Raw genomic sequence first — 20,761 nt, 5'->3', positions numbered from 1 at the left:
TCAGTGGAATCGAGGTGCGTGAATCGTTGTGGACTGCCGGTCAGCCGCGTGCCTTGGCACGGGTTGCCCGAGGGGGAGCGCTCTTCGCGCCATGGAGGATCTGTTGGCCGACCGGCGTGGCGTAGTGCCCCACCAGCCGTTCGAATGCGGTGCGCACGCGCTCAAGGGCGCCCGGGTTGCGCAGGAATCGCGCATCGTGGTGAAGCGCGAGGATGAGGCCGTGCAGCTCGAACACGAGCTGCAGCGGATCGATGTCTTGTTGCAGGTGGCCTTCGTCGACGGCGATGCGAACCGACTTCTCGAGCGCCGACTGCCAGGCCAGGACCATCACCGCCAGCGCGTCGCGCACGGGGCCGGGACGGTCGTCGAACTCCACCGCGCCGCTGATGTAGATGCAGCCCGAGTCCAGCTCCATGGACACGCGGTGCACCCAGCGCTGGAACAGCGCACGCAGGCGAGGCAGGCCGCGGGCTTCACGCATGGCCGGAAAGAACACTTCTTCCTCGAACTTGCTGTGATACTCGCGGATGACGGAGATCTGGAGTTCCTCGCGGGAGCCGAAGTGGGCGAAGACGCCCGACTTGCTCATCTGCGTGACTTCGGCGAGCGCGCCGATGGACAATCCCTCCAGCCCCATGTTGGCGGCCAGCGCCAGGGCGGCATCGAGGATCGCGGCGCGCGTCTGCTGGCCCTTGAGCAGCGTGCGCTGCGGGGCGGCGGATTCGCGGATCGGTGATACGTTGCTGTCTGACACGGCGTTGGGTGGTTGTCTCGGGCCACGGAATCGAACGGTCGTTCTATTTTGCAGATTTCCGAGGGAGACGGGGTGGCCGTGCGAGCCTTTTTCTAGGCTGTTGCGCCTAGACCCCGCAACATCGCGATATCCGTCACGGGTTTTCCCGTGGGTCGGACACACATCCAAGCACGTTGAAACGACGCCGAGATGACGTCGTGGCGGGCGCGCCTCTGCAAGCTTCGCGCCTATTGAGTCATTCCCCTGGATTGGCTAATCTCCCAGGAAGGAGTGTTTTCGCGTGGAAGTGCTTCAACTCGACGTTTCCGGCCGGCCTCAATCCTGGATTTCCGCAAAGGAAGCTGCCTGCATCTATGCCAGCGATGGCGTCGCCTGGACGCTGGGGGCGCCCTTTCACGTCATGCGAGGCGGCATGCAGCGCACCACCGGGCTGCAGTCGCGCATCGAGGTCCACCCGATCATCGCCGTGCGCGGCGCGGTGCCCAGCCGGGCCTGGCGCCAGACGCCGGCGCTGTCCAACCCCAAGCTTTTCGTGCGCGACCGCCACGTCTGTGCGTACTGCGGCGGCAACTTCCACGCCGACGACCTGACCCGCGAGCACATCACGCCCACCTCGCGCGGCGGCCACGACACCTGGATGAATTGCATCACCGCCTGCCGGGGCTGCAACGGCCGCAAGGGAAACCGCCTGCCCGAAGAGGCGCACATGTCGCTCATGTACCTGCCCTACGTGCCGAGCCTGCACGAGGACATGATTCTTCGCGGCCGGCGCATCCTGGCCGACCAGATGGAATTCCTCCTGGCCAGCGTGCCCCGGCACAGCCGGTTGCACGGCTGAGGTTGCCACTGGGTAAAGTTCGGAACTTACGAGGCGTTGTGCGACTCCGCAGAACGCTGATCCTGGAGCCAACATGAAACACTCTTTACTCGTCCTCTCACTCGTCGCGGCCCTGTCCGCCTGCACCACCACCAGCCCTGACGTGATCCAGAAAGGCGACGCGCAGCGCCTGTCGCAGGTGCAGGACGGGACGGTGCTGTCGGTGCGCCCCGTCGTGGTGGAAGGCAACCAGAGCGGCGTCGGCGCGGCCGCCGGCGGCGTGGTCGGCGGTGTCGCCGGCTCCACGGTGGGCGGCCACCGCGAAGGTGCCGTCGTGGGCGTGCTGGGCGCGGTTGCCGGCGCTGTCGTGGGCAATGCGGTCGAGCGCATGAGCACCCGCGAAGAGGCCGTCGAAATCCTGCTGCAGCTTCGCAATGGCGAACGGCGCGCCATTGTTCAAGCCAAGGGCAACGAGAACCTGGTGGCTGGCGATCCGGTCATCCTCGTCACCACGGGTGGCAAGACACGGGTGACTCGGGCGCCGGCGGTTCAAGCTGCACCGAAGAGCTGAGTCTCTCTGTCGTTCCTTTCAAAAGCGCGCTCCTTGGGGCGCGCTTTTGTTTTTGGGATGACGCCGTTGGGGTGGGGCAAAGGCGTGGGTTTTCTCGTCGAGCCAGCCCCACGCCACTTGAGCGGCAGGCGGCATGGGCCAGGGGCTGCGTCTGTGGCGGCGAGCAGCGCAGCACCGAGGGGTGGCGTGCGCAGCACGCTTCGTCTTCTGACTCACGGGGACTGTTTGACCATAGCGCACCGCAGGGGCGCGGAGGGAGTTTCCCCGTGCACCCCTCGGTGCGAGCAGCACAGCGCAGTCGGCCGCAGGCCGACCGCCACAGCCGCAGCCCCTGGCCCATGCCGCCTGCCGCGGAACCACCCGACACTCAGCAATCCTGGGGATTGAGCCCCACCCACCCCTGTGCTGTACTGGCGCGCGTCCCAAGAGCAACGCGGCCCAGCCGGGAGACAACATGGCAGACCCCGTGACCCTGAAGCTGCGCGGCGCGCCCCTGCCGCCGGAGCGCCTGCCTCGTGTCTTCGAAAGCAGCCAGCGATCGGCCACCGTCGCACAGGACGATCCCTTCCTGCCGCGCGGCCTGCTCAAGGTGGACCGGGCCTACGACCTCTCCACCAGCGCACGTTCCAGCGAGGCCGGCCACGTGCCTCGCGACGTGCCGTCCACCGCCAACCAGGTGGTGGTCATGGAACTCCCCGAGGGCGTCACCGTCATCACCCATGCGCAGAACCTGCGCGACACCCTGAAGCGGGTCGATCCCAATGCCATCGATGCCGATGGCGCCATCGTCTTCGACACCGCCTTGCGCGAACGCGGCGCGTCCATGCGAGGCGCACTGGGCGATGCGATGGCCGAGGGCCTGAACTCCATCGTCTCGCAGATCTACACCGTGACCGTCGGCCATGCCGCCGACCCCATCATCGACGCGGCCAAGCGCAAGGCCTGCGAATGGCTGGGGCAGAAGGCGGAAGACAAGATCGAGCAGTACGCCGAGCTGGGCGTGAGCTGGCTGGGCACCAAGGCGCTGATGTGGGCCATCGAAAGCCGGCTCAAGCGTGAGCCCGGCCTGTACCGCTGGGTCAACGGCGAGCTGGTGCAGCGCTTCGAATCCGGCGATCGGCAACTGGCTGCCCTGGCACCTGCCGGGCCCTTCCTGGTGATGATCCATGGCACCGGCTCCAGCACCAGCGGAAGCTTCGATGCGCTGCAAGGCGCATCACCGGCCTATTGGCGCAACTTCGAGGACCGCTACGGCGACCGGGTGCTGGCCTTCGAGCACCGGACGCTGTCGGAGAGTCCGGCCGAAAACGCGCTGCAGCTGGCACGCGCACTGCCCGAAGGCGCCAAGCTGCACATCGTCACCCACTCGCGCGGCGGGCTGGTCGGCGACCTGATGTGCCTCGATCACTTCGATGACCTGATCGACGGCTACGCGCTGGACAACGCCCAGCTGGGCGAAGCCGACCCCGCCGAGCGCGAACGCCTGCGCACCGAGCTGACCCGCGCCTACGCCGAGCAACGCAGCGCCCTGCACGAGCTGGCGGCGGAACTGGCTCGCAAGAAGATCCGCGTCGAGCGCTACGTACGCGTGGCCTCGCCTGCGCGGGGCACGCGGCTGGCCAGCGGCAACTTCGATGTGTTCCTGTCGTCGCTGCTGTCGCTCATGGGCTGGGTGCCGGCGTTCAAGGGAAACCCCATCTACTCGGCCTTCAAGCGCGTGGTGCTGGAGGTCGCGAAGAACCGCACCAAGCCCAACCTCGTGCCGGGCATCGAGGCGATGCTGCCGGGTTCGCCGATGGCGCGCTTCCTCGCCCGCGCGACGCCGCAGGACGGCATCAAGCTGGCGGTCATCAGCGGTGACATCGAGGGCGGCGGCTGGCTCAAGCGGCTGGGCGTGCTGTTCACCGACTTCACCTTCTTCGGCAATGTCGACAACGACCTGGTGGTCGACACCGATGCCATGACCGCCGGCATCGCGCGGCCCGAAACCACCCGCGTGCTCTTCGACCAGGGGCCGGAGGTCAACCACTTCCGCTACTTCACCAACGATGCGACGCGCAATGCATTGCGCAGCTGGCTGCTGGAGCCTTCGGTCGACTCGGTGGAAGCCTTCCGGCCTCTGCGCGGCGTGGACGACAGCGTCGCCGCGCCCGTGCGTGCACGCGGCGCGCTGCCGCCCACCGCGCCCATGCCGGTCACCATTCTGCTGCCGGGCATCATGGGCACGCACCTGCGCCTGGCGGGCCGCGAACGGGTGTGGTTCAACATCGCCTCGCTGGCCGTGGGCGGGCTGGCCAAGCTGCAGACCGTGGGCAGCAAGAAGGACACGGTGGAAGCCGAAGCCCTCTTCGCGCAGTTCTACGGCGACCTGCAGAAGTACCTCGAAGGCAGCCAGCGCGTCGTGCCCTTCCCCTACGACTGGCGCCAGCCGATGGACGTGCTGGCCGACCGGCTCGCCGCCGTGCTGCGCCAGCAGCTGGACGCCACCAAGGCGCCGATGCAGCCGGTGCGCCTGCTGGCCCACAGCATGGGCGGGTTGGTGGTGCGCGCGCTGATCCACAAATACCCCGAGCTCTGGGATGAAGTGATGGGCCGCGACGGAGCGCGGCTGGTGATGCTGGGCACGCCCCACCAAGGCTCGCACCTGATGGTGGAGGCGCTGATCGGCAAGTCCGAGACCGTGCGCAAGCTGGGCATCCTGGACACCGCGCACGACCTGCAGGAGGTGGTGGACATCATCGCCAGCTTCCCCGGCGCCTTGCAGCTGCTGCCCAAGCCGGGCTTCAAGGACACGGGCAACGACAGCACGCCGGAATACTTCGAGCCCGCCACCTGGGGCAGCTTCAAGAAGGACATGCGCGACTTCTGGTTCGGCGACGGCATCGGCGCGCTGCCCTCGGCCGCAATGCTCAAGCAGGGCCAGTGGCTGTGGCTGCAGGACCGGCGCGTGCCGCCCGCGCTGCCCACCAAGCATGAGAAGAAGGTGGCCTACGTCTTCGGCTGCGCGGCCAAGACGCCTTGTGGCGTCGTGCGCGAAGGCGACCGATGGAAGATGCTCGGCACGCCGCACGGCGACGGATCCGTCACCTGGGATTCGGGCCGCATCGACGGCATCGGCCAGTTCTTCTACATGCCGGCGGAACACGGCGCGCTGGCCGACACCGAGGAATACTTCGAGTCCATCGCCAGCCTGGTGGACCACGGGGAAGGCGGGCAGCTGATGACCACGCCACCCGCGGTGCGCGGCGCCGATGCCGCGCCCACCGTGGCCTCCTACGACGCCGGCCCCACGCCCTACCCCACCGACAGCGAAGCCGCGGCCGGCCTCTTCGGCGCCGGCAAGCGGGTGCGTTCGCGCGCCCGCCGCCAGGACGTGCTGGGCGTGCGCGTGCGCGCCATGGACCTGCGCCAGGTGACGCAGCCCTTGATGGTCGGCCACTACGAGCAGGATGCGATCTCGGGCCCCGAGGCGCTGATCGACAAGAACCTCGTGCACGGCGAGCTCACCGTGCGGCACCACCTGGGCCTGTATGCCGGCGCCATTGGCACGGCGAGCTGCGTGATGATGCACAGCAGCGCCCAGGAGAAGCAGCGCGGCAGCATGCGCGGCGCCGTGGTGGCCGGCCTGGGCAAGTACGACGGCTCGCTCACGGTGGGCAGCCTCACAGAGGCCCTGCGCACCGCCTGCCTGCGCTACCTGGTGCATGTGATGGACAGCGGCGCAGTGGCCGCGGGCACCGAGAAGGCCGAGGGCGTGAAGCTCGCGAGCCTGCTCATCGGCTACAACTCCTCGGCCAACCTCACCATCGCTGATTCGGTGCTGGCGCTGATCCGCGCCACCGTCGAGGCCAACCAGCATTTCGCGCAGACCACCGGCTCCAAGCTGCGCATCGCCTGCCTGGAGATCGTGGAGGTCTACCTCGACTCGGCCATCACCGCCACGTACTCGGCACGCGAGATCGCGCAGACGCTGAATGCGGACAAGCGCCTGTCGTGCCGCATCGTGGTGGACCCGCTGCTGCACCAGGGCGAGGGCATGCGCCAGCGGCTGTTCGACGGCCGCGGCGGCACCTACTGGCCGCGGCTGATGATCACCGACGCCGACCGCAAGGAAGACGATCCCATCGTCCCACGGCCCGGCGATGCACCCCAGGCACGCACTGCTCTCGCCGACCGCCTGCACTACCTCTACGTCGGCCAGCGCGCCCGCGCGGAATCCATCGTCCAGCAGCGCCAGCCCGGCCTGGTGGAGACGCTGGTCGAGCGGCAGATCATGTCCATGGCCTACGACCCGGACTTCAGCCGCACGCTGTTCCAGCTGCTCGTGCCGCACGACTTCAAGGACGCCGCGCGGCAGATGCAGCAGATGGTCTTCGTGCTGGACGGCTACACCGCCAACTTCCCCTGGGAGCTGATGCTGGCCGACGACCAGCCGCTGGCCACGCGCACGGCGATGATCCGCCAGCTCTCGTCGACGAAGTTCCGCACCCGGGTGAACCAGACCATGGAGCGGCGCGCCTACGTGGTGGGCAACCCCTCCACCGCTGGCTTCTTCTCGCACTGGCCAGACTCCCAGTCGCACGACCCCGATTCCCTGGACGACCTGCCCGCCGCCGAGAAGGAAGCCACCACCGTCACCGATTCACTGGCGCGCCACGGCTTCGACGTGGAGCGCACCATCGGCAGCCACCAGCGGGCCATCGAGGTGGTGAACCGGCTGTACAAGCATCCGTACCGCATCGTGCACATCGCCGGCCACGGCATGTACACCGACAGCACCGACGGCCGCGCGCGCTGCGGCGTGGTGCTGTCCGACGGGCTGATGATCACCGCCGCCGAGATCGATGCGATGGAGGTCGTGCCCGACCTGGTGTTCCTCAACTGCTGCCACCTGGGCAAGATCGACCGCGCACCGGTGGCCTTCAACAAGCTGGCCTACAGCGTGGCGCGGCAGCTCATCGACATCGGCGTGCGCGCGGTGGTGGTGGCGGGCTGGGCGGTGGAAGACGCGGCGGCCAGCCTCTTTGCCGAAACCTTCTACGAACGCCTGCTGGCCGACAACCTGAGCTTCGGCGAATCGGTGTTCATCGCGCGCCGCACGACCTGGGAGCAATACCCCGCGAGCATCACCTGGGGCGCCTACCAGGCGTACGGCGACCCCGGCTGGCGGGTGGACCCCAGGACCGAGGTCGCGCTGGCGCGGCTGCAGCCCGCCTGGGGTGGCGTGGCGCCGGAGGAGTTGCTGGACAAGCTGGAAAGCGAGAAGCAGGTCATCCAGCGCAGCGGCGAGACCATCTCGCGCATGGAGGCGCAGCGGGTGGCCGAGCGCGTGGGCCAGTGGCTGGCCGCCGCCCCGCCGGACTGGGCCAAGCGCCCCGACCTGTGGAGCGCCGCGGGCGACGTGTACGGCGACCTGGGCCCAGGCTACTTCGACAAGGCACGCGAGCAGTACCTGCGCGCGATCGCAGCGGCCGACTACGACGGCAAGGTGCCGCTGCGTGCCATCGAACAGCTCGCCAATGTCGAGACCCGGCTGGGCGAGGACAGCCACGATCCGGAGATGGTGGCCTCGGGCATCCACCGGCTGGAGAACCTGGTGCGGCTCACCGGCGGCGTCGTGCCTGGCGATGAACCCACGGCCGCCGCGAGGGCGGAGCGCGCGGGCAGTGCCGAGCGCTCCGCGCTGCTGGGCAGCGCGTACAAGCGAAAGGCGGCCGTGCACGCCATCGCCTACCTCGAACCCCAGGGCAAGGCGGCCGACTTCGACGCCATGCGCGATGCACTGCAGCGCAGCAGCGCCAGCTACGAGGCCATGGCCAGCAAGCTGGAAGACAAGATCGTCCGCCCCTACCCGACGCTGAACTGGCTGTTCCTGTGGTCGCTCACCGCCCGGCCACAGGAGCGCCGCGCCTACCTGGCGCACGTGCAGCGCTGCGCGGCGGCGGCCAACGCCGCTTTCGCCGACGACCCCGAGGCCTACAACTCCACGATGGTGCCGGACGCGCAGCTGCTCACCGCCTTGCTCAACGATTCGCTGGTCGATGCCTCCGAAAGCAGCGCGGCCACGCTGGATGCGCTGGTGAATGCCTACGAGGAAGCGCTGGCCACGTCGTTCGTGACACCCAAGGAACGCGACACCGTCGTCAAGCAGATCCGCAAGATGGCGCTGTTCCACCGTGCCTACGAGAAGCGCGACAAGGTGCCACCGCTGCGCTCGGTGGGCGCGCGCATCGAGATGCTGGCCAGCCGCCTGAACCTCGTGACACCACCGGATGAAGAGCCGGTGCGGGTGGACGACATGGCCATGGACGTGGCGACGCAGGTGGCGGTGCCCCCAGCGCCTCGCAAGCGCGCGGGCAAAGCGAAGCCGGTTGCGGCTGCCAAAAAGGCAACGCCGTCCAGGAAGACGGCGCGCAAGAAGAAGTGACGCCGGGACCGGTCAGTCCGCGCGGCGGCGGCGGGCGATGAAGCCCATCACGCCCAGGCCGGCGAGGATCATCGCGTAGCTCTCGGGCTCGGGCACGGCGCTCACCTTGGTGGTGGACCAGTGCACGTCCGAGTAGTCGGTGCCGCCGACCTGCACGCCGAAGTCGCCGTAGATCCATACGCCGTTGCTGAAGTCGGTGCCGCCGGTGAAGCCGAAGCCGCCGACCACGGTGGGCAGGGTGCCGGTGCTGTCGAAGATCGTGCCTTCGCTGCCGGGCCCGAGCGTGGTCACGTGCAGGTGGGTCAGCGGGTCGGTGAAGTCCAGGCCGATGAGGCTGGTGTTGAAGACGAACTGGAAGCTGTTGCTGCTGTCGAAGACCGATGCGTCGGCATCGAGGGTGCCCAGCGTTCCGGCGGAGTCGCTGGTGGCGGTGAAGCGCAGGGTGTCGGCTTGCGCGCCGGACACGGCGGCCAGGGCGACCGCGGCAGCGGCCATCAGTTTTGCGATCTTCATGTCACCCCAACGACTTGTTTCTGGATGTAGCGAGTCTCGGTTCACCAGGGTGTCGCGGGCAAGGCCCCTCCCCCGTGGCTCGGGGGGAGGAAACGACCCCTCGATCGCGGGGTCCGGGCGGTCAGCGGGGCGGGTCAGCCACCCTGGGCGTTGCGCCGCAGCGTGGGCAGGCCCACCCCGGCCGCATCGAAACCGCCGTCGGCAGCCAGCACCTGGCCATTGACGTAGCCGGCTGCCGGGCTGCACAGGAAGCCCACCACCTCGGCGATCTCCTCGGTGGTGCCGTAGCGGTTCAGCGGGATGGCGTCGTAGTAGTCCGAGCGGATCGCCACGCTGTGGACCAGCTTGGCCATCTCGGTGTCCACCGGTCCGGGCGCCACGCAATTCACGCGGATGCCCACGTTGCCCAGTTCCACCGCCTGCTGCTTGGTGAGGTGGATGAGCGCGCCCTTGCTGGTGCCGTACGCCACGCGCAAGGTACTCGCCCGCAGGCCGGAGATGGAGGCGATGTTCACCACCGCCCCGCCACCCGTGCGCAGCATCACCGGCGCGCAGGCCTGCGTGCACAGGAAGGCGCCGTCCAGGTTGGTGGACATCACGTGCCGCCAGTCCTCGAAGCTCACCTGAGCGATCGGCTTGAAGACGGCCACGCCGGCGTTGTTCACCAGCGCATCGATGCGCCCGAAGTGCCCGGCCACCTGGTTGACGGCCGCGTCGACCTGGTCAGGCTGGGACACGTCGCAGTGAATCGACAGGACGCGGCCCGCATCCGCCAGCGCCGCGTCGGTCCGGCGCAATGTCTCCTGGTCGATGTCCAGCAGTGCGACGCGGTGCCCATGCGCCAGGAACCATCGCGCGATGGCCAGTCCGATGCCGCGCGCGCCGCCCGTGACCACGGCGACGGGAAGCTGGATGAGGTCGGTGGTCATGCGCGTCTCCTGATGGCGGCACTTGGCCCTGGAACAATCAGCCCTTGAACAGATCGAGGATGCTCTTCTTCTCCGGCTCCGGCGGCGTGGCCGGCTTGCCTTCTTCCAGTCCGATGGTGGAGATGCCATTGGCCGGGGTGTTCTCCTCGAAGTACCACTCGCCCTTGATGCGCACCACGCCCTCGGGTGGTGTCGCCTCGTAGACCGGCACCTTCTTCAGCGCCGTGGACATGAAGTCCAGCCACACCGGCAGCGACAGGCCGCCGCCGCTTTCGCGGTCGCCGAGCTTGCGCGGGCTGTCGTAGCCCATCCACACCACGGCCACCAGCGAGTGCTGGAAGCCGGCGAACCAGGCGTCCACCGCATCGTTGGTGGTGCCGGTCTTGCCGCCGATGTCGGGTCGCTTGAGCGTGGCCTGCGCCCGCGCGGCGGTGCCGGTGCGCGTCACCTCCTGCAGCAGGTCGGTCACGATGAAGGCGTTGCGCTCGTCGATGGCGCGCATGGAGTCATCCACCACCGGCGGCTTCCACTCGGCCAGCTTGTGCCCGCGGCCGTCGCTGAGGGACTGCACGAGGAAGGGGTCGAGCCGGTAGCCGCCGTTGGCGAAGACCGAATAAGCCGACGCCACCTGCATGGGCGTGGCCGAGCCCGCGCCCAGCGCCATCGTGAGGTAGGGCGGGTGCTTGTCCGCATCGAAGCCGAAGCGCGTGAGCCACTCCTGCGCGAAGGGCGTGCCCATGGTCTGCAGGATGCGGATGGACACCATGTTCTTGGACGCCGCCAGCGCATTGCGCAAGGTCATGGGGCCGTCGAACTTGCCGTCGGAGTTCTTCGGCTCCCAAGCCTGCCCGCCGTTGGCATCGGCTTCCCACACCAGCGGCGCGTCGTTGATGAGCGTCGAGGGCGTCATGCCCTTTTCCAGCGCCGCGGAGTAGATGAAGGGCTTGATGCTGGAGCCCGGCTGCCGCCAGGCCTGGGTGACGTGGTTGAACTGGTTCTTCGCGTGGTCGAAGCCACCCACCATCGCGCGGATGGCACCGGTCGCCGGGTCCACGGCCACGAAGGCACCTTCGACCTCCGGCAGGTGCGTGATCGCCCAGTCGTCCTTCGGGCCCTTGATGAGGCGGATCACCGACCCCGGCTTGATGCGCAGGCGGGCCGGCGCCTTGGCCGACAGCGCGTACGACACCTGCCGCAGGCCCTCGCCGGTCACCTCCACGGTGTCGCCGTCGTCGAGCTGCGCTTCCACCTTGCGCGGTTCAGCCTTCAGCACGACCGCCGATTTCAGCTCGTCGTTGTCCGGATGCTCGGCCAGCACTTCGGCGATGCGTGCGTCCTGCTCGGCGTCGTCGGCCGGCAAGTCGATGTGCGCCTCCGGCCCGCGGTAGGGCTGGCGGCGTTCGAAGTCCATGATGCCCTTGCGCAGCGCGCGGTAGGCCGCCAGCTGCTGCGCGCCGTCCACCGTCAGCGTCACGTCCAGGCCCCGCGAGTAGGCCGCTTCGCCGTATTGCTCGTAGATGAGCTGGCGCGCCGTCTCGGCCACGTATTCGGCATGCAGCGGCACGTCGCGCGTCTTGCGGAACCTCAGCGGCTCCTTCAGCGCCTGCTCGGCCTGCGCGGTGGTGATGAAGCCGGCGTTGACCATGCGCTCGAGCACGTGCTTTTGCCGTGCCACCGCCCGCTTGCGGTTGGCGATCGGGTTGCCGTGCGTGGGCGACTGCGGCAGCACCGCCAGCATGGCCGCCTCGGCCAGGGTGACCTGTGCGATCGGCTTGCCCAGGTAGATCTCGCTGGCCGCCGCGAAGCCGTGCGCGCGCTGGCCAAGGAAGATCTGGTTCATGTAGACCTCGAGGATCTGCTCCTTGCTCAGCTCGCGCTCGATCTTCAGCGCGAGCAGCATCTCGTAGACCTTGCGGACATAGTCCTTCTTGGTCGGCAGGTAGAAGTTGCGCGCCACCTGCATGGTGATGGTGGAGGCGCCCTGGCTCTTGGGCCGCACGAGGCTGGCCAGGCCGGCGCGGATCACGCCCTTGACGTCCACGCCCGGGTGGTTGCGGAAGTTCGCATCCTCCACCGCGAGGATCGCGTCCTGCATCACCTTCGGAATCTCGGCGATGGGCGTGAAATGCCGCCGCTCTTCGCCGAATTCGCCCAGCAGCACGCCGTCGGCGGAGAAGATGCGCATGGGCAGCTTGGGGCGGTAGTCGGTGAGGCTGCCGATGTCCGGCAGGTTGGGCTCCATCACGAAGACGATGGTGAGTGCCGCGACGATGCCCGAAGACAGCCCGGCCCCCAGCGTGAAGCCCAATGCGATCTTCACCCAATGCCAGATGCGCTGGCCGCGGGGCGACAGGTTGAGCAGGGAAGGACGCGCAGGATCCGAGCCTGACGGCTGCTCGGCGGAATCGGTGGAACTCATGCCCGGATGTTAGGCCGGGACGATGGCACGGCCGTCACAAAGTGCAGGCACTCCCCCTCTTTGGGGATGCCCGATGGCTTTCAGGCGGCCACGTTCCTGGCCTGCACGACCTGATCGGCACAGGCGAAGTTGCCCGCTCCCAGGTGATGCAGCGAATGCAGGTCCACGTTGTCTTCGCGGAACGACCACCGGCCATTGACGAAGATGCGGTCGTCCGCCCAGGCGGCTGTGACTTCGCAGAAGCAGGTGTCGTAGGCGTCCTCCGAATGCGGCTCGCGGATGAGGCGGCATTCGAGCCACGCAGAGCATCCGTCGATGAGCGGCAGGCCCGGCATGGCGCCTTCGAAGGACGCGATGCGGAAGTGCTCGAACTTGTCGACCTCGCGACCCGACACGCTGCCCACGGCGAAGGTGAGATCGGCCAGCGCGCGGCCGGGGATGTTGACCGCGAAGCGTCCGCTGGCCACGGCCATCTCGCGGGTCAGCGTCTTCTTGTCGATGACCACCGCCAGGCGCGGCGGCGTGAACTCCACCGGCATCGACCAGGCCGCGGCCATCACGTTGCGGCGCCCTTCATGCGCCGTGGTGATGAGCACTGTGGGACCATGGTTGACCAGTCGGCTGGCATGTGAAAGTGCGACGGATTGCTTCATGCGGAGCAGTCTATCGGCACGGCCTTGACCTTGCCTCGCCGAAGCCCGAAGGAGACAACATGGATGCGAGCAGCGTGCACTTCGACAGCGACGGCCCGGTCGCGACCATCAGCCTGGACCGGCCGGACAAGCGCAATGCGGTGGATGGCCCGACGGCGTCCGCGCTGCTCGCGGCCTTCGAGCGATTCGAAGGCGATGCCTCGCTCAAGGTCGCGGTGCTGACGGGACGCGGCGGCCACTTCTGCGCCGGTGCGGACCTGGCGGCCATGGCCGACCCCGCCACGCGAAACACCATCGAATCCACAGGAGCAGCCGCGGGGCCGATGGGTCCGACGCGGATGAGCCTGAGCAAGCCCGTCATCGCCGCGGTGGAAGGCTACGCGGTCGCGGGCGGCCTGGAACTCGCCCTGATGTGCGACCTGCGTGTCGCCGCCCGCAGCGCCGTCTTCGGCGTGTTCTGCCGCCGCTGGGGCGTGCCGCTGATCGACGGCGGCACGGTGCGGCTGCCGCGCCTGGTGGGCATGGGGCGGGCGCTGGACCTGATCCTCACCGGCCGCGCGGTGGACGCGCAGGAAGCGTTGGCGATGGGCCTCGTGAACCGCGTCGTGGACGACGGCGGCGCCTTGCAGCAAGCCCAGGCGCTGGCGGCGCAGATCGCCGCCTTTCCGCAGGCCTGCATGCTGGCCGACCGCGCCTCGGCCTACGCGCAGTGGGACCTGGCCATGACCGCTGCGCTGCAACAGGAAGGCGCCCGAGGCTTCCACGTCGTCGAGGCCGAAGGGCTGGCCGGCGCGGCCCGGTTCGCGGCCGGTGCGGGCCGGCATGGCGCCGCCCGCTGAAGCCTGCGCGATTCAGGCGATCGGGACCCGCGCCGCCTTCGCCACGCCGCCCGCCCACTGCTGCACGTAGTCCGGCACCGGCCGCTCGGCGCCATCCGGCTGCGGCGAGCCGCCCACCATCGTCAGCGGCAGGACGCCCGCCCACACCTCGCGCGACATGTCCGCCGCATCGTCCTTGGGGCCACCGGTGCGGATCTTGGCTGACGACTCGGCCAACGGGATGCGCAGCAGGGTGGTGGCCGCCAGCTCGTTCGCATCGCCCGGACGCGCCTCGTGGCGGCGGCCTTCGGCGATGTGGTCCATGAAGCGGTTCATCGACTCGGCCTTGTGCTCGGCAGGCACCACCTCGAAACGGCCGTGCACGACCACCGAGCGGTAGTTCATCGAGTGGTGGAAGGCCGAGCGCGCCAGCACCAGGCCATCCAGGTGGGTGATGGTCACGCAGGCGCCCTGCCCGGTCAGCGCCTTGAGCATGCGACTGCCGTTGGAGCCGTGGATGTAGAGGTATTCACCCTCGCGCCAGCAGGCCGTGGGAATGCAGTGCACACCATGCTCGTCGGCAAACGCGACGTGGCAGAGGTAGGCGGCGTCGACGATGGAGTGGACAGTCTCGTGGTCATAGCGCCCGCGGTCGGCGACGCGGCGCACGCGGCTGCGGTCGGAGGGCGGCAAGTTCTGGCTCATGGTTCGGGCAGGCAGTGAATGGATCGATGCCTGTAGCGTAGGATGATCGTGGCTCCTTCCATAGAGCCACAATCCACAAATCAGATGGAGCCACGATGATCGACCTGGCCTTGCTGCTCAAGCCGAAGCTGGCCCACGGCAACACGGGCACGCTGCGCCGGCAGCTGTGCGATGCGCTCAAGGCCGCCGTGCTCGACGGCACGCTCAAGGCCGGCAGCGTGCTGCCCGCCTCGCGCGTGCTGGCGCGCGAGCTGCGCTGCGGCCGCAACACGGTGCTGCACGCCTACGAAGAACTCGCCACCGAAGGCTATGTGCTGGCCGACCGGCAAGGCACGGTCGTGAGCCACCTGCCCGCGGCGGCTCGGCATGCGTCGTCCAGGGCCGCAGCGTCGGCACTGCCGCCGCTGTCACGCCGCGGCACGCCGCATCGGCCGGGTCCCGACGGCCATGCCGAGAACCAGGCACCGTTCATGCCCGGCGAGCCGGCGCTGGAAGAATTCCCGCTGGCACGCTGGCAGCGCCGCATCGTGCAGGCCTGGAAATCCGTGGACACCGGCACGCTGAGCGGCAACCCGTCGTCCGGCGAGCCGGTGCTGCGCGCGGCGATTGCGGCCTACCTGCACGCCTCGCGGGGGGTGCACTGCGATGCCGAACAGGTGGTGATCACCAGCGGCACCAGCGAGAGCCTGGCGCTGTGCGCGCACCTGCTGGCCGAGCGCGGCGAACGGGTGTGGATGGAGCATCCGGGCTACATGGGCGCACGGGCAGCGTTCATGGACGCCGGGCTCTCGCTCGTCCCCGTGCCGGTGGATGCCCATGGCATCGCGCCGCCCGATGCGCTGTGGAAGCGCAGCCCGCCTCGACTGGTCTATGCCACTCCGTCGCACCAGTACCCGCTGGGCGTGGTGCTCTCCCTGCCGAGGCGGCTCTCGCTCATCGAGAACGCCCGCTCGGCCGGCGCCTGGGTGCTGGAAGACGACTACGACAGCGAGTTCTGCCGCGGGGTGCCGCTCGCTGCCATGCATGGGCTCGCGCCGGATGCGCCGGTGATCTACATGGGCACCTTCAGCAAGACGCTGTTCCCCGCGCTGAGGCTGGGCTTCATGGTGCTGCCGCAGGCCGCCTTGCCGCAGGTGCTGCCCGCGCTGGGCCGTCGGCTGGTGCTGGGCCGGCCTGCCGATCAGGAGGCGCTGGCTGCATTCATCCAGGAAGGCGACTACACCAGCCACCTGCGCCGCATGCGCGGGCTGTACGCCGAGCGCGAGCACGCCTTGCGCGAGGCGCTGGAACGCCATTGGCCGTTGCCCCTGATGCTCTCGCCCGGCCACGGCGGCATGCACCTCGCGCTGGCCCTGCCGCAGGCGGTGCCGGATCAGGCCGTGGTGCAGGCCGCGTGGCGAGCCGGCCTGGCGCCGCGGGCCTTGTCGAACTATGCGGTGGGCCACGCGCGGCCGCTGAACGGGTTGGTGCTGGGCTATGGCCGGCTCGCATCCGAAGACGCCGACCGGTGCGTGCGCGAACTGGCCGCCGTCGTGAAGGCGACCGCCGGTGCTCAGGCTCGCACCAGCTGAGGCAGTTCGCCGTGGTGCTCCACCCGCGCCACACGCCCCTTGCCCTGGCGCTTGGCGCGGTACATCGCCGCGTCCGCCTCGCTGAGCAAGGCCGTGCCGTCCACCGCATCCACCGGGTAGAAGGCCAGCCCGATGCTCGCGGAGATCCGCTGGTCCTCGTGGCCTTCGATCAGCGGCACCGACACCGTCGCGATCAGGCGCTGCGCCAGTTGCTCTAGGGAATCGCAGTTGCTCGCATCGGCGATCACCGCGAACTCGTCGCCGCCCAGCCGTGCCACCAGGTCGGACTTGCGCAGGCTGCCCTCGAACTGGTGCGCCACGTGCTTGAGCAGTTCGTCGCCGGTGTGGTGCCCCAGGTCGTCGTTGATGCGCTTGAAGCCGTCCAGGTCGATGAAGAGGATGGCCAGCATGTGCCCGCTGCGCTGGGCACGCGACAGCGCACGATCCAGCTCGTGCATGAAGGAACGGCGGTTGGGCAGGCCGGTCAGCGCGTCGTGCGTGGCCTCGTGCTCCAGCTTCTCCGAGAGATCGCGGCGTTGCCGCACCTCGCGCTTGAGCGACACATGGGTCAGGGCGCCGCACAGCACGGCCAGCAGGAACACGCCCGCCGCCGCCGACAGCAACTGCATGTGCTGGCGGCCGATGAGCTGGTTGGTGGCTTCTGCGGCCTCCACGTCGCGCTGCTTCAGGTGCTCGATGAGGATGCGGATGCCCACGCCGAAGTCGTCGTTGTTGCGCGACATGAACATGGCACGCGCCACGTCGAAGCCGCTGTCGCGCTGCAGCTCGGTCGCCGCAAGCAGTTCCTTCACCTTGAGGCCGTAGAGGCGCTTGAGCTCGCGAATGACGCGGGCGTTGTGCTCGTCATCGCCGGCATACAGCCGTTCCAGCTGTGCCACGTTCTGCGCCAGCTGCTCGCGCGACTGGTCGAACATCTCGCGGTAGGCTTCCTTGCCAGTGATGAGGTAAGACCCCTGGTGGATGCGCACGTCCTGCAGGCTGGTCAGGGTTTCTTCCAGGGCCAGCATGCGCCGAGCCGACACATGCCGGCTTTCTTCGGCCATGTCGTTGAGCAATTGAAGGTAGAAGCCGCCGCCCAGCGCAGCGAGCAGCAGCAGGCCGCATCCGAGGAGGATGAAGCCGACCTTGTTTTCGTGCAGGAACTTCACACAATGAACAAGTAACGGGGATTGGTTCGGTTATCGGCAAGCCCGCACCGTTCTGAAGCGCGGAAATGAAAAAAGAGGCACCGGCGCCCGCAGCGCTCGGTGCCTCATCAACGAGACACGCACGGAAACAAGAGATTCAGTGCGCTCTCCTGGCCATGCTCATTGCAATAGCTGAACGTTCTTCACCTGGAAGTTCACGCCCTGCTGGTCGTCCCACACCGGGAAGATGCCGAACGGGATCACGATGTTCTCCAGCGTGAAACATGCCGCGTTTTTCGTGCCCGCCACGTCGGCCACGTTCAGCGTGACGGTGTGGAATTGCCCGTCGGCCGGCGGCTTTTGCGCATCGGGAATGACGTAGTCCACGTTGCGGCAGCCGTCGCCCGGGCTCTCCATCTTGATCGCCAGGCCCTTGGTGTTGGTGCCGTAACTGCTCACCGCCACGTCGAACTGCAGCTTGCCCGCGGCATAGTTGCTCAGGTTGATGGCACTGCCGCGCAAGGTGAAGATGCCGTTGCCGCCGTCGGCCGCGAACTGCAGGTCGGCCACGCCGTTGGCGACGTTGGCGGTGACGTGCGTGCCGTTGCTCGACCAGGTGCCCGCTGCCAGGTCGGCGAACAGGCCGGAGGATCCCAGCAAAGTGACGCTCGGGCCCGGCAACGGGTCGATGGCCGGTGGGGGCGGCGGCACGAATTCCGCGCAGGTGTGCGTGTCGGAATCACCCGTGGCACCGACCACCCAGCGAATGCGGGCGAAGCTGGCGCTGAAGGGCTTGTCCGTCTGCACCAGGAACGCCGTGTCGATGGCAGAGAAGTCCGCCCCGGCATCGGCGAAGCACGACAGCGGGATCTTCACCGTCGTCTTCGTGTTGGCGGGTAGCGCGCTCAGCACCGCGGTACCGTCCAGTTCCCCGCGGCAGGGGTAGCCGCAGTCGACGCGGATCTTCACGCTGCCCGCGGGCGCCTGGTGCACCACCACGTCGAAGGCGAGCACGGCCTTGGCGTCGGGGTGGACGTAGCTTTCCAGGTTCTGCGGGAACTTCGTGCTGGTCGAGGCCGGGTCGGCGGCCATGGCCTTGAACTCGGCCAGGCCCGTCCAGGTGACCTTCTTCGCGTCCTGCTGCACGTTGACCTGGGTGGTCTCCAGCGTCAGGGTGCTGTCTTGCGTCGTCAGCACGGCGTTCAGGTCCGAGCCCACCGGGATCATCCAGTTCGGCGAGGAACCGATGAACAGCGGGAAGGTCGGGTTCTCGACCTGCGTGAACACCTCCAGCGGATCGGTGGCAGCCGGACCGGTGTTGGCGCTCTGGCCGCAGCCCAGCGTCGGTGCGGTCTCGTCCAGCGCGTTGCCCACGGTGGTGCCGGGGGTGGCGTAGGTCAGGCCGTAGCCGTAGGCGAACAGCGGGTCGTAGCTGGCGTCTCCCTTGTTGAGCGGCACCTGGCAGGCGGACTTCGGCCACGAGTAGGACAGCTTGCCCTGGAAGTCGTTGTTCACCGTGCCGTCGGCCTTGCGGAACAGCACGTCGGCCACGCCCTTGCCTTCGGTGCCCGGCAGGAAGGCCGCGACGAAGGCATCGCTGCGGTTGATCTCGCGGTTGACCCACAGCGGGCGGCCGCTCATCAGCACCGTCACCACCGGCACGCCCTTGCCCTTGAGGGATTCGAGCAGCGCCAGGTCGGCGGGGTAGCGCTTGGCATGCTCCAGCGTGCCGGTCTTGCCGATGTCGCCGGCGCCCTCGGCATAAGGCGTCTCGCCGATCACCGCGATCACCGCCTTGTAGTCGGTGAGCGTGGCGTTGCTGGCATCCAGCGCATAGGTGACGTTGGCGTCGCCGGCCGCTTCCTTGATGCCGGCCAGCACCGTGTCGCCGTTCGGGAAGTCGGCGTTGGTGTTGGACGTGCCTTGCCAGGTGAGCGACCAGCCGCCCGTCTGGTTGGACATGCTGTCGGCGCTGCGTCCCACGACGAGGATCTTCTCGCCACGCTTGAGCGGAAGCACGCCGCCGTCGTTCTTCAGCAGAACGAGGGACTTGCGCACGGCCTCGCGGGCCAGCTCGCGGTGCACGAGGGCGGTGGCATCGCCTGCGCCCGGGCGCAGCGAGGGCTTCACCGACACGCTCGCACCGCCCTCCACCGTGAACAGACCGGCACGCAGCTTCACGCGCAGGATGCGCGTCACTGCGTCGTCGATGCGCGACATCGGGATCTCACCGGCATTCACCGACGCGATGGTGTTCGTGATGAACGCCTTCCAGTCGTCGGGCACCATGATGAGGTCCACGCCGGCATTGATGGACGGCGGGCACGAGGAGTTCGTGCACTGCTTGGTCGCGCCGGTGGAGTCCTTGTACTTCACCTGGCCGATGCCGTTCCAGTCCGACACCACCAGGCCGTCGAAGCCCATCTTGCCCTTGAGCACGTCGGTCAGCAGGTACTGGTTCCCGTGCATCTTGGCGTTGTCGAAGTCCAGCGACACGCCGTCCTTGGTGGTGCCCTTGAAGGTCCAGCTGTTGAAGGACGCCATCACCGTCTGCGCACCCGCGGCCAGCGCGCTGTAGTAGCCCGCGCCATGGATGTTCATCATGTCGTTCAGGCTGGACTTGTTCTCGCCCTGGTCCTTGCCCTGGTCGGTGCCGCCGTCGCCCATGAAGTGCTTGGCGGTGGCGACCACCGTGGGCCGGCCCGATGCCGCGAAATTGCCCTGCAGGCCCGTGGTGTAGCGACCACCGTAGCTGCCGACGATCTCAGGGTCCTCCGAGAAGCCTTCGTAGGTGCGGCCCCAGCGGTCGTCGCGGACCACGGCCAGCGTGGGCGCGAAGGTCCAGTCGATGCCGGTGGACACCACCTGCTTGGCCACCGCCGCGCCGATGCGCTCGACCAGGTCCGGGTCATTCGCCGCGCCCAGGCCGATGTTGTGCGGGAAGAGCGTCGCGCCGTAGACGTTGCCGTGCCCGTGCACGGCGTCCGTGCCCCAGATGACGGGAATCTTCACCGCCATGTCGGAGTCCATGGACGCCTGCCAGTAGGCGTCCGCCAGGGCCAGCCAGTCGGCCACGCTCGCGTTCTTCTTGTTGCCCGGCCAGGCGCCGCCGCCGTTGAGCACCGAGCCGATGTAGTACTGCTTGACCTGGTCCGGCGTGATGCTGCGGATGTCGGGCTGGGTCATCTGCCCGACCTTCTGCGCCAGCGTCATGTTGGCCACGATGCTCTTGATCTGCGACTCCTGCGAGCTGTCCTGCGCGATCGAGCTTTTCACGCGCGGCCAGTCGTCCAGCGCCGTCGGCTTGGCGGGCTCGGGATCCTTGTCGCTGCCGCCGCATCCATGCAGCGCCAGCACCAGGCCCGCGGCACCCAGTGTCAGCCACTTCTTCATGTCGTCTCCTCTCTCGTTGTCGGGGTGTGCCGGCACATGGAAC

General features: G+C 68.3%; 13 protein-coding genes. 5 read left to right on the top strand and 8 right to left on the bottom strand.

What is annotated here, in order from left to right; genetic code table 11:
* Window positions 1-40: 40 nt before the first annotated feature.
* Complete coding sequence (locus DZC73_RS28190) at window positions 41-754, bottom strand: TetR/AcrR family transcriptional regulator (protein ID WP_235835321.1); 714 nt, start codon at window positions 752-754, stop codon at window positions 41-43.
* Between the two features lie 280 nt (window positions 755-1,034).
* Between DZC73_RS28190 and DZC73_RS28185 the strand changes: the two genes are divergently transcribed.
* The 3 genes from DZC73_RS28185 to DZC73_RS28175 all read left to right on the top strand — a co-directional run bounded on the left by DZC73_RS28185 (window position 1,035) and on the right by DZC73_RS28175 (window position 8,569).
* Entirely contained in the window at window positions 1,035-1,592 is a 558-nt protein-coding gene (locus DZC73_RS28185) for an HNH endonuclease (protein WP_124543731.1), read from the top strand.
* Window positions 1,593-1,665: 73 nt separating this feature from the next.
* Window positions 1,666-2,142, top strand: coding sequence for an outer membrane lipoprotein (locus DZC73_RS28180; protein WP_124543730.1), 477 nt, complete (start codon window positions 1,666-1,668; stop codon window positions 2,140-2,142).
* 454 nt (window positions 2,143-2,596) lie between these two features.
* Window positions 2,597-8,569, top strand: a complete 5,973-nt coding sequence (locus DZC73_RS28175) for a DUF7379 domain-containing protein (RefSeq protein WP_124543729.1) — start codon at window positions 2,597-2,599, stop codon at window positions 8,567-8,569.
* Between the two features lie 12 nt (window positions 8,570-8,581).
* Here DZC73_RS28175 and DZC73_RS28170 read toward each other — a convergent pair whose 3' ends face one another.
* The 4 genes from DZC73_RS28170 to DZC73_RS28155 form a co-directional block, all read right to left on the bottom strand.
* Window positions 8,582-9,064, bottom strand: a complete 483-nt coding sequence (locus DZC73_RS28170) for an FxDxF family PEP-CTERM protein (RefSeq protein ID WP_407924137.1) — start codon at window positions 9,062-9,064, stop codon at window positions 8,582-8,584.
* Window positions 9,065-9,216: 152 nt separating this feature from the next.
* Complete coding sequence (locus DZC73_RS28165) at window positions 9,217-10,011, bottom strand: SDR family NAD(P)-dependent oxidoreductase (RefSeq protein WP_124543728.1); 795 nt, start codon at window positions 10,009-10,011, stop codon at window positions 9,217-9,219.
* 37 nt (window positions 10,012-10,048) lie between these two features.
* A complete protein-coding gene (locus tag DZC73_RS28160; protein ID WP_124543727.1) occupies window positions 10,049-12,430 on the bottom strand; it encodes a penicillin-binding protein 1A in 2,382 nt (793 codons plus the stop codon).
* A gap of 80 nt (window positions 12,431-12,510) precedes the next feature.
* On the bottom strand, window positions 12,511-13,083 hold the full coding sequence (locus DZC73_RS28155; RefSeq protein ID WP_124543726.1) for a flavin reductase family protein: 573 nt from the start codon (window positions 13,081-13,083) through the stop codon (window positions 12,511-12,513).
* 59 nt (window positions 13,084-13,142) lie between these two features.
* On the opposite strand from DZC73_RS28155, the gene DZC73_RS28150 reads away from it, so the two are divergent.
* Entirely contained in the window at window positions 13,143-13,922 is a 780-nt protein-coding gene (locus DZC73_RS28150; protein ID WP_124543725.1) for a crotonase/enoyl-CoA hydratase family protein, read from the top strand.
* Between the two features lie 12 nt (window positions 13,923-13,934).
* Here the strand turns inward: DZC73_RS28150 and DZC73_RS28145 are convergent, their stop codons facing one another.
* Complete coding sequence (locus tag DZC73_RS28145) at window positions 13,935-14,606, bottom strand: pyridoxamine 5'-phosphate oxidase family protein (RefSeq protein WP_124543724.1); 672 nt, start codon at window positions 14,604-14,606, stop codon at window positions 13,935-13,937.
* A gap of 95 nt (window positions 14,607-14,701) precedes the next feature.
* Between DZC73_RS28145 and pdxR the strand changes: the two genes are divergently transcribed.
* The gene (pdxR, locus tag DZC73_RS28140) at window positions 14,702-16,177 is read left to right on the top strand and encodes a MocR-like pyridoxine biosynthesis transcription factor PdxR (RefSeq protein WP_124543723.1); all 1,476 of its coding nucleotides are present in this window, start codon (window positions 14,702-14,704) and stop codon (window positions 16,175-16,177) included.
* Here the strand turns inward: pdxR and DZC73_RS28135 are convergent.
* Together DZC73_RS28135 and DZC73_RS28130 are read right to left on the bottom strand one after the other, a co-directional pair.
* Window positions 16,159-17,346, bottom strand: coding sequence for a diguanylate cyclase domain-containing protein (locus DZC73_RS28135; protein ID WP_124543722.1), 1,188 nt, complete (start codon window positions 17,344-17,346; stop codon window positions 16,159-16,161). The genes pdxR and DZC73_RS28135 overlap by 19 nt on opposite strands.
* A gap of 159 nt (window positions 17,347-17,505) precedes the next feature.
* On the bottom strand, window positions 17,506-20,718 hold the full coding sequence (locus tag DZC73_RS28130) for a glycoside hydrolase family 3 N-terminal domain-containing protein (RefSeq protein ID WP_124543721.1): 3,213 nt from the start codon (window positions 20,716-20,718) through the stop codon (window positions 17,506-17,508).
* Window positions 20,719-20,761 lie beyond the last annotated feature (43 nt).

This window comes from Rhizobacter terrae, from assembly GCF_003852895.1.
GTDB lineage: Bacteria > Pseudomonadota > Gammaproteobacteria > Burkholderiales > Burkholderiaceae_C > Albitalea > Albitalea terrae.
The sequence above is the reverse complement of the archived record's forward strand: the minus strand, read 5'-3'. Positions and strand labels throughout refer to the sequence as shown.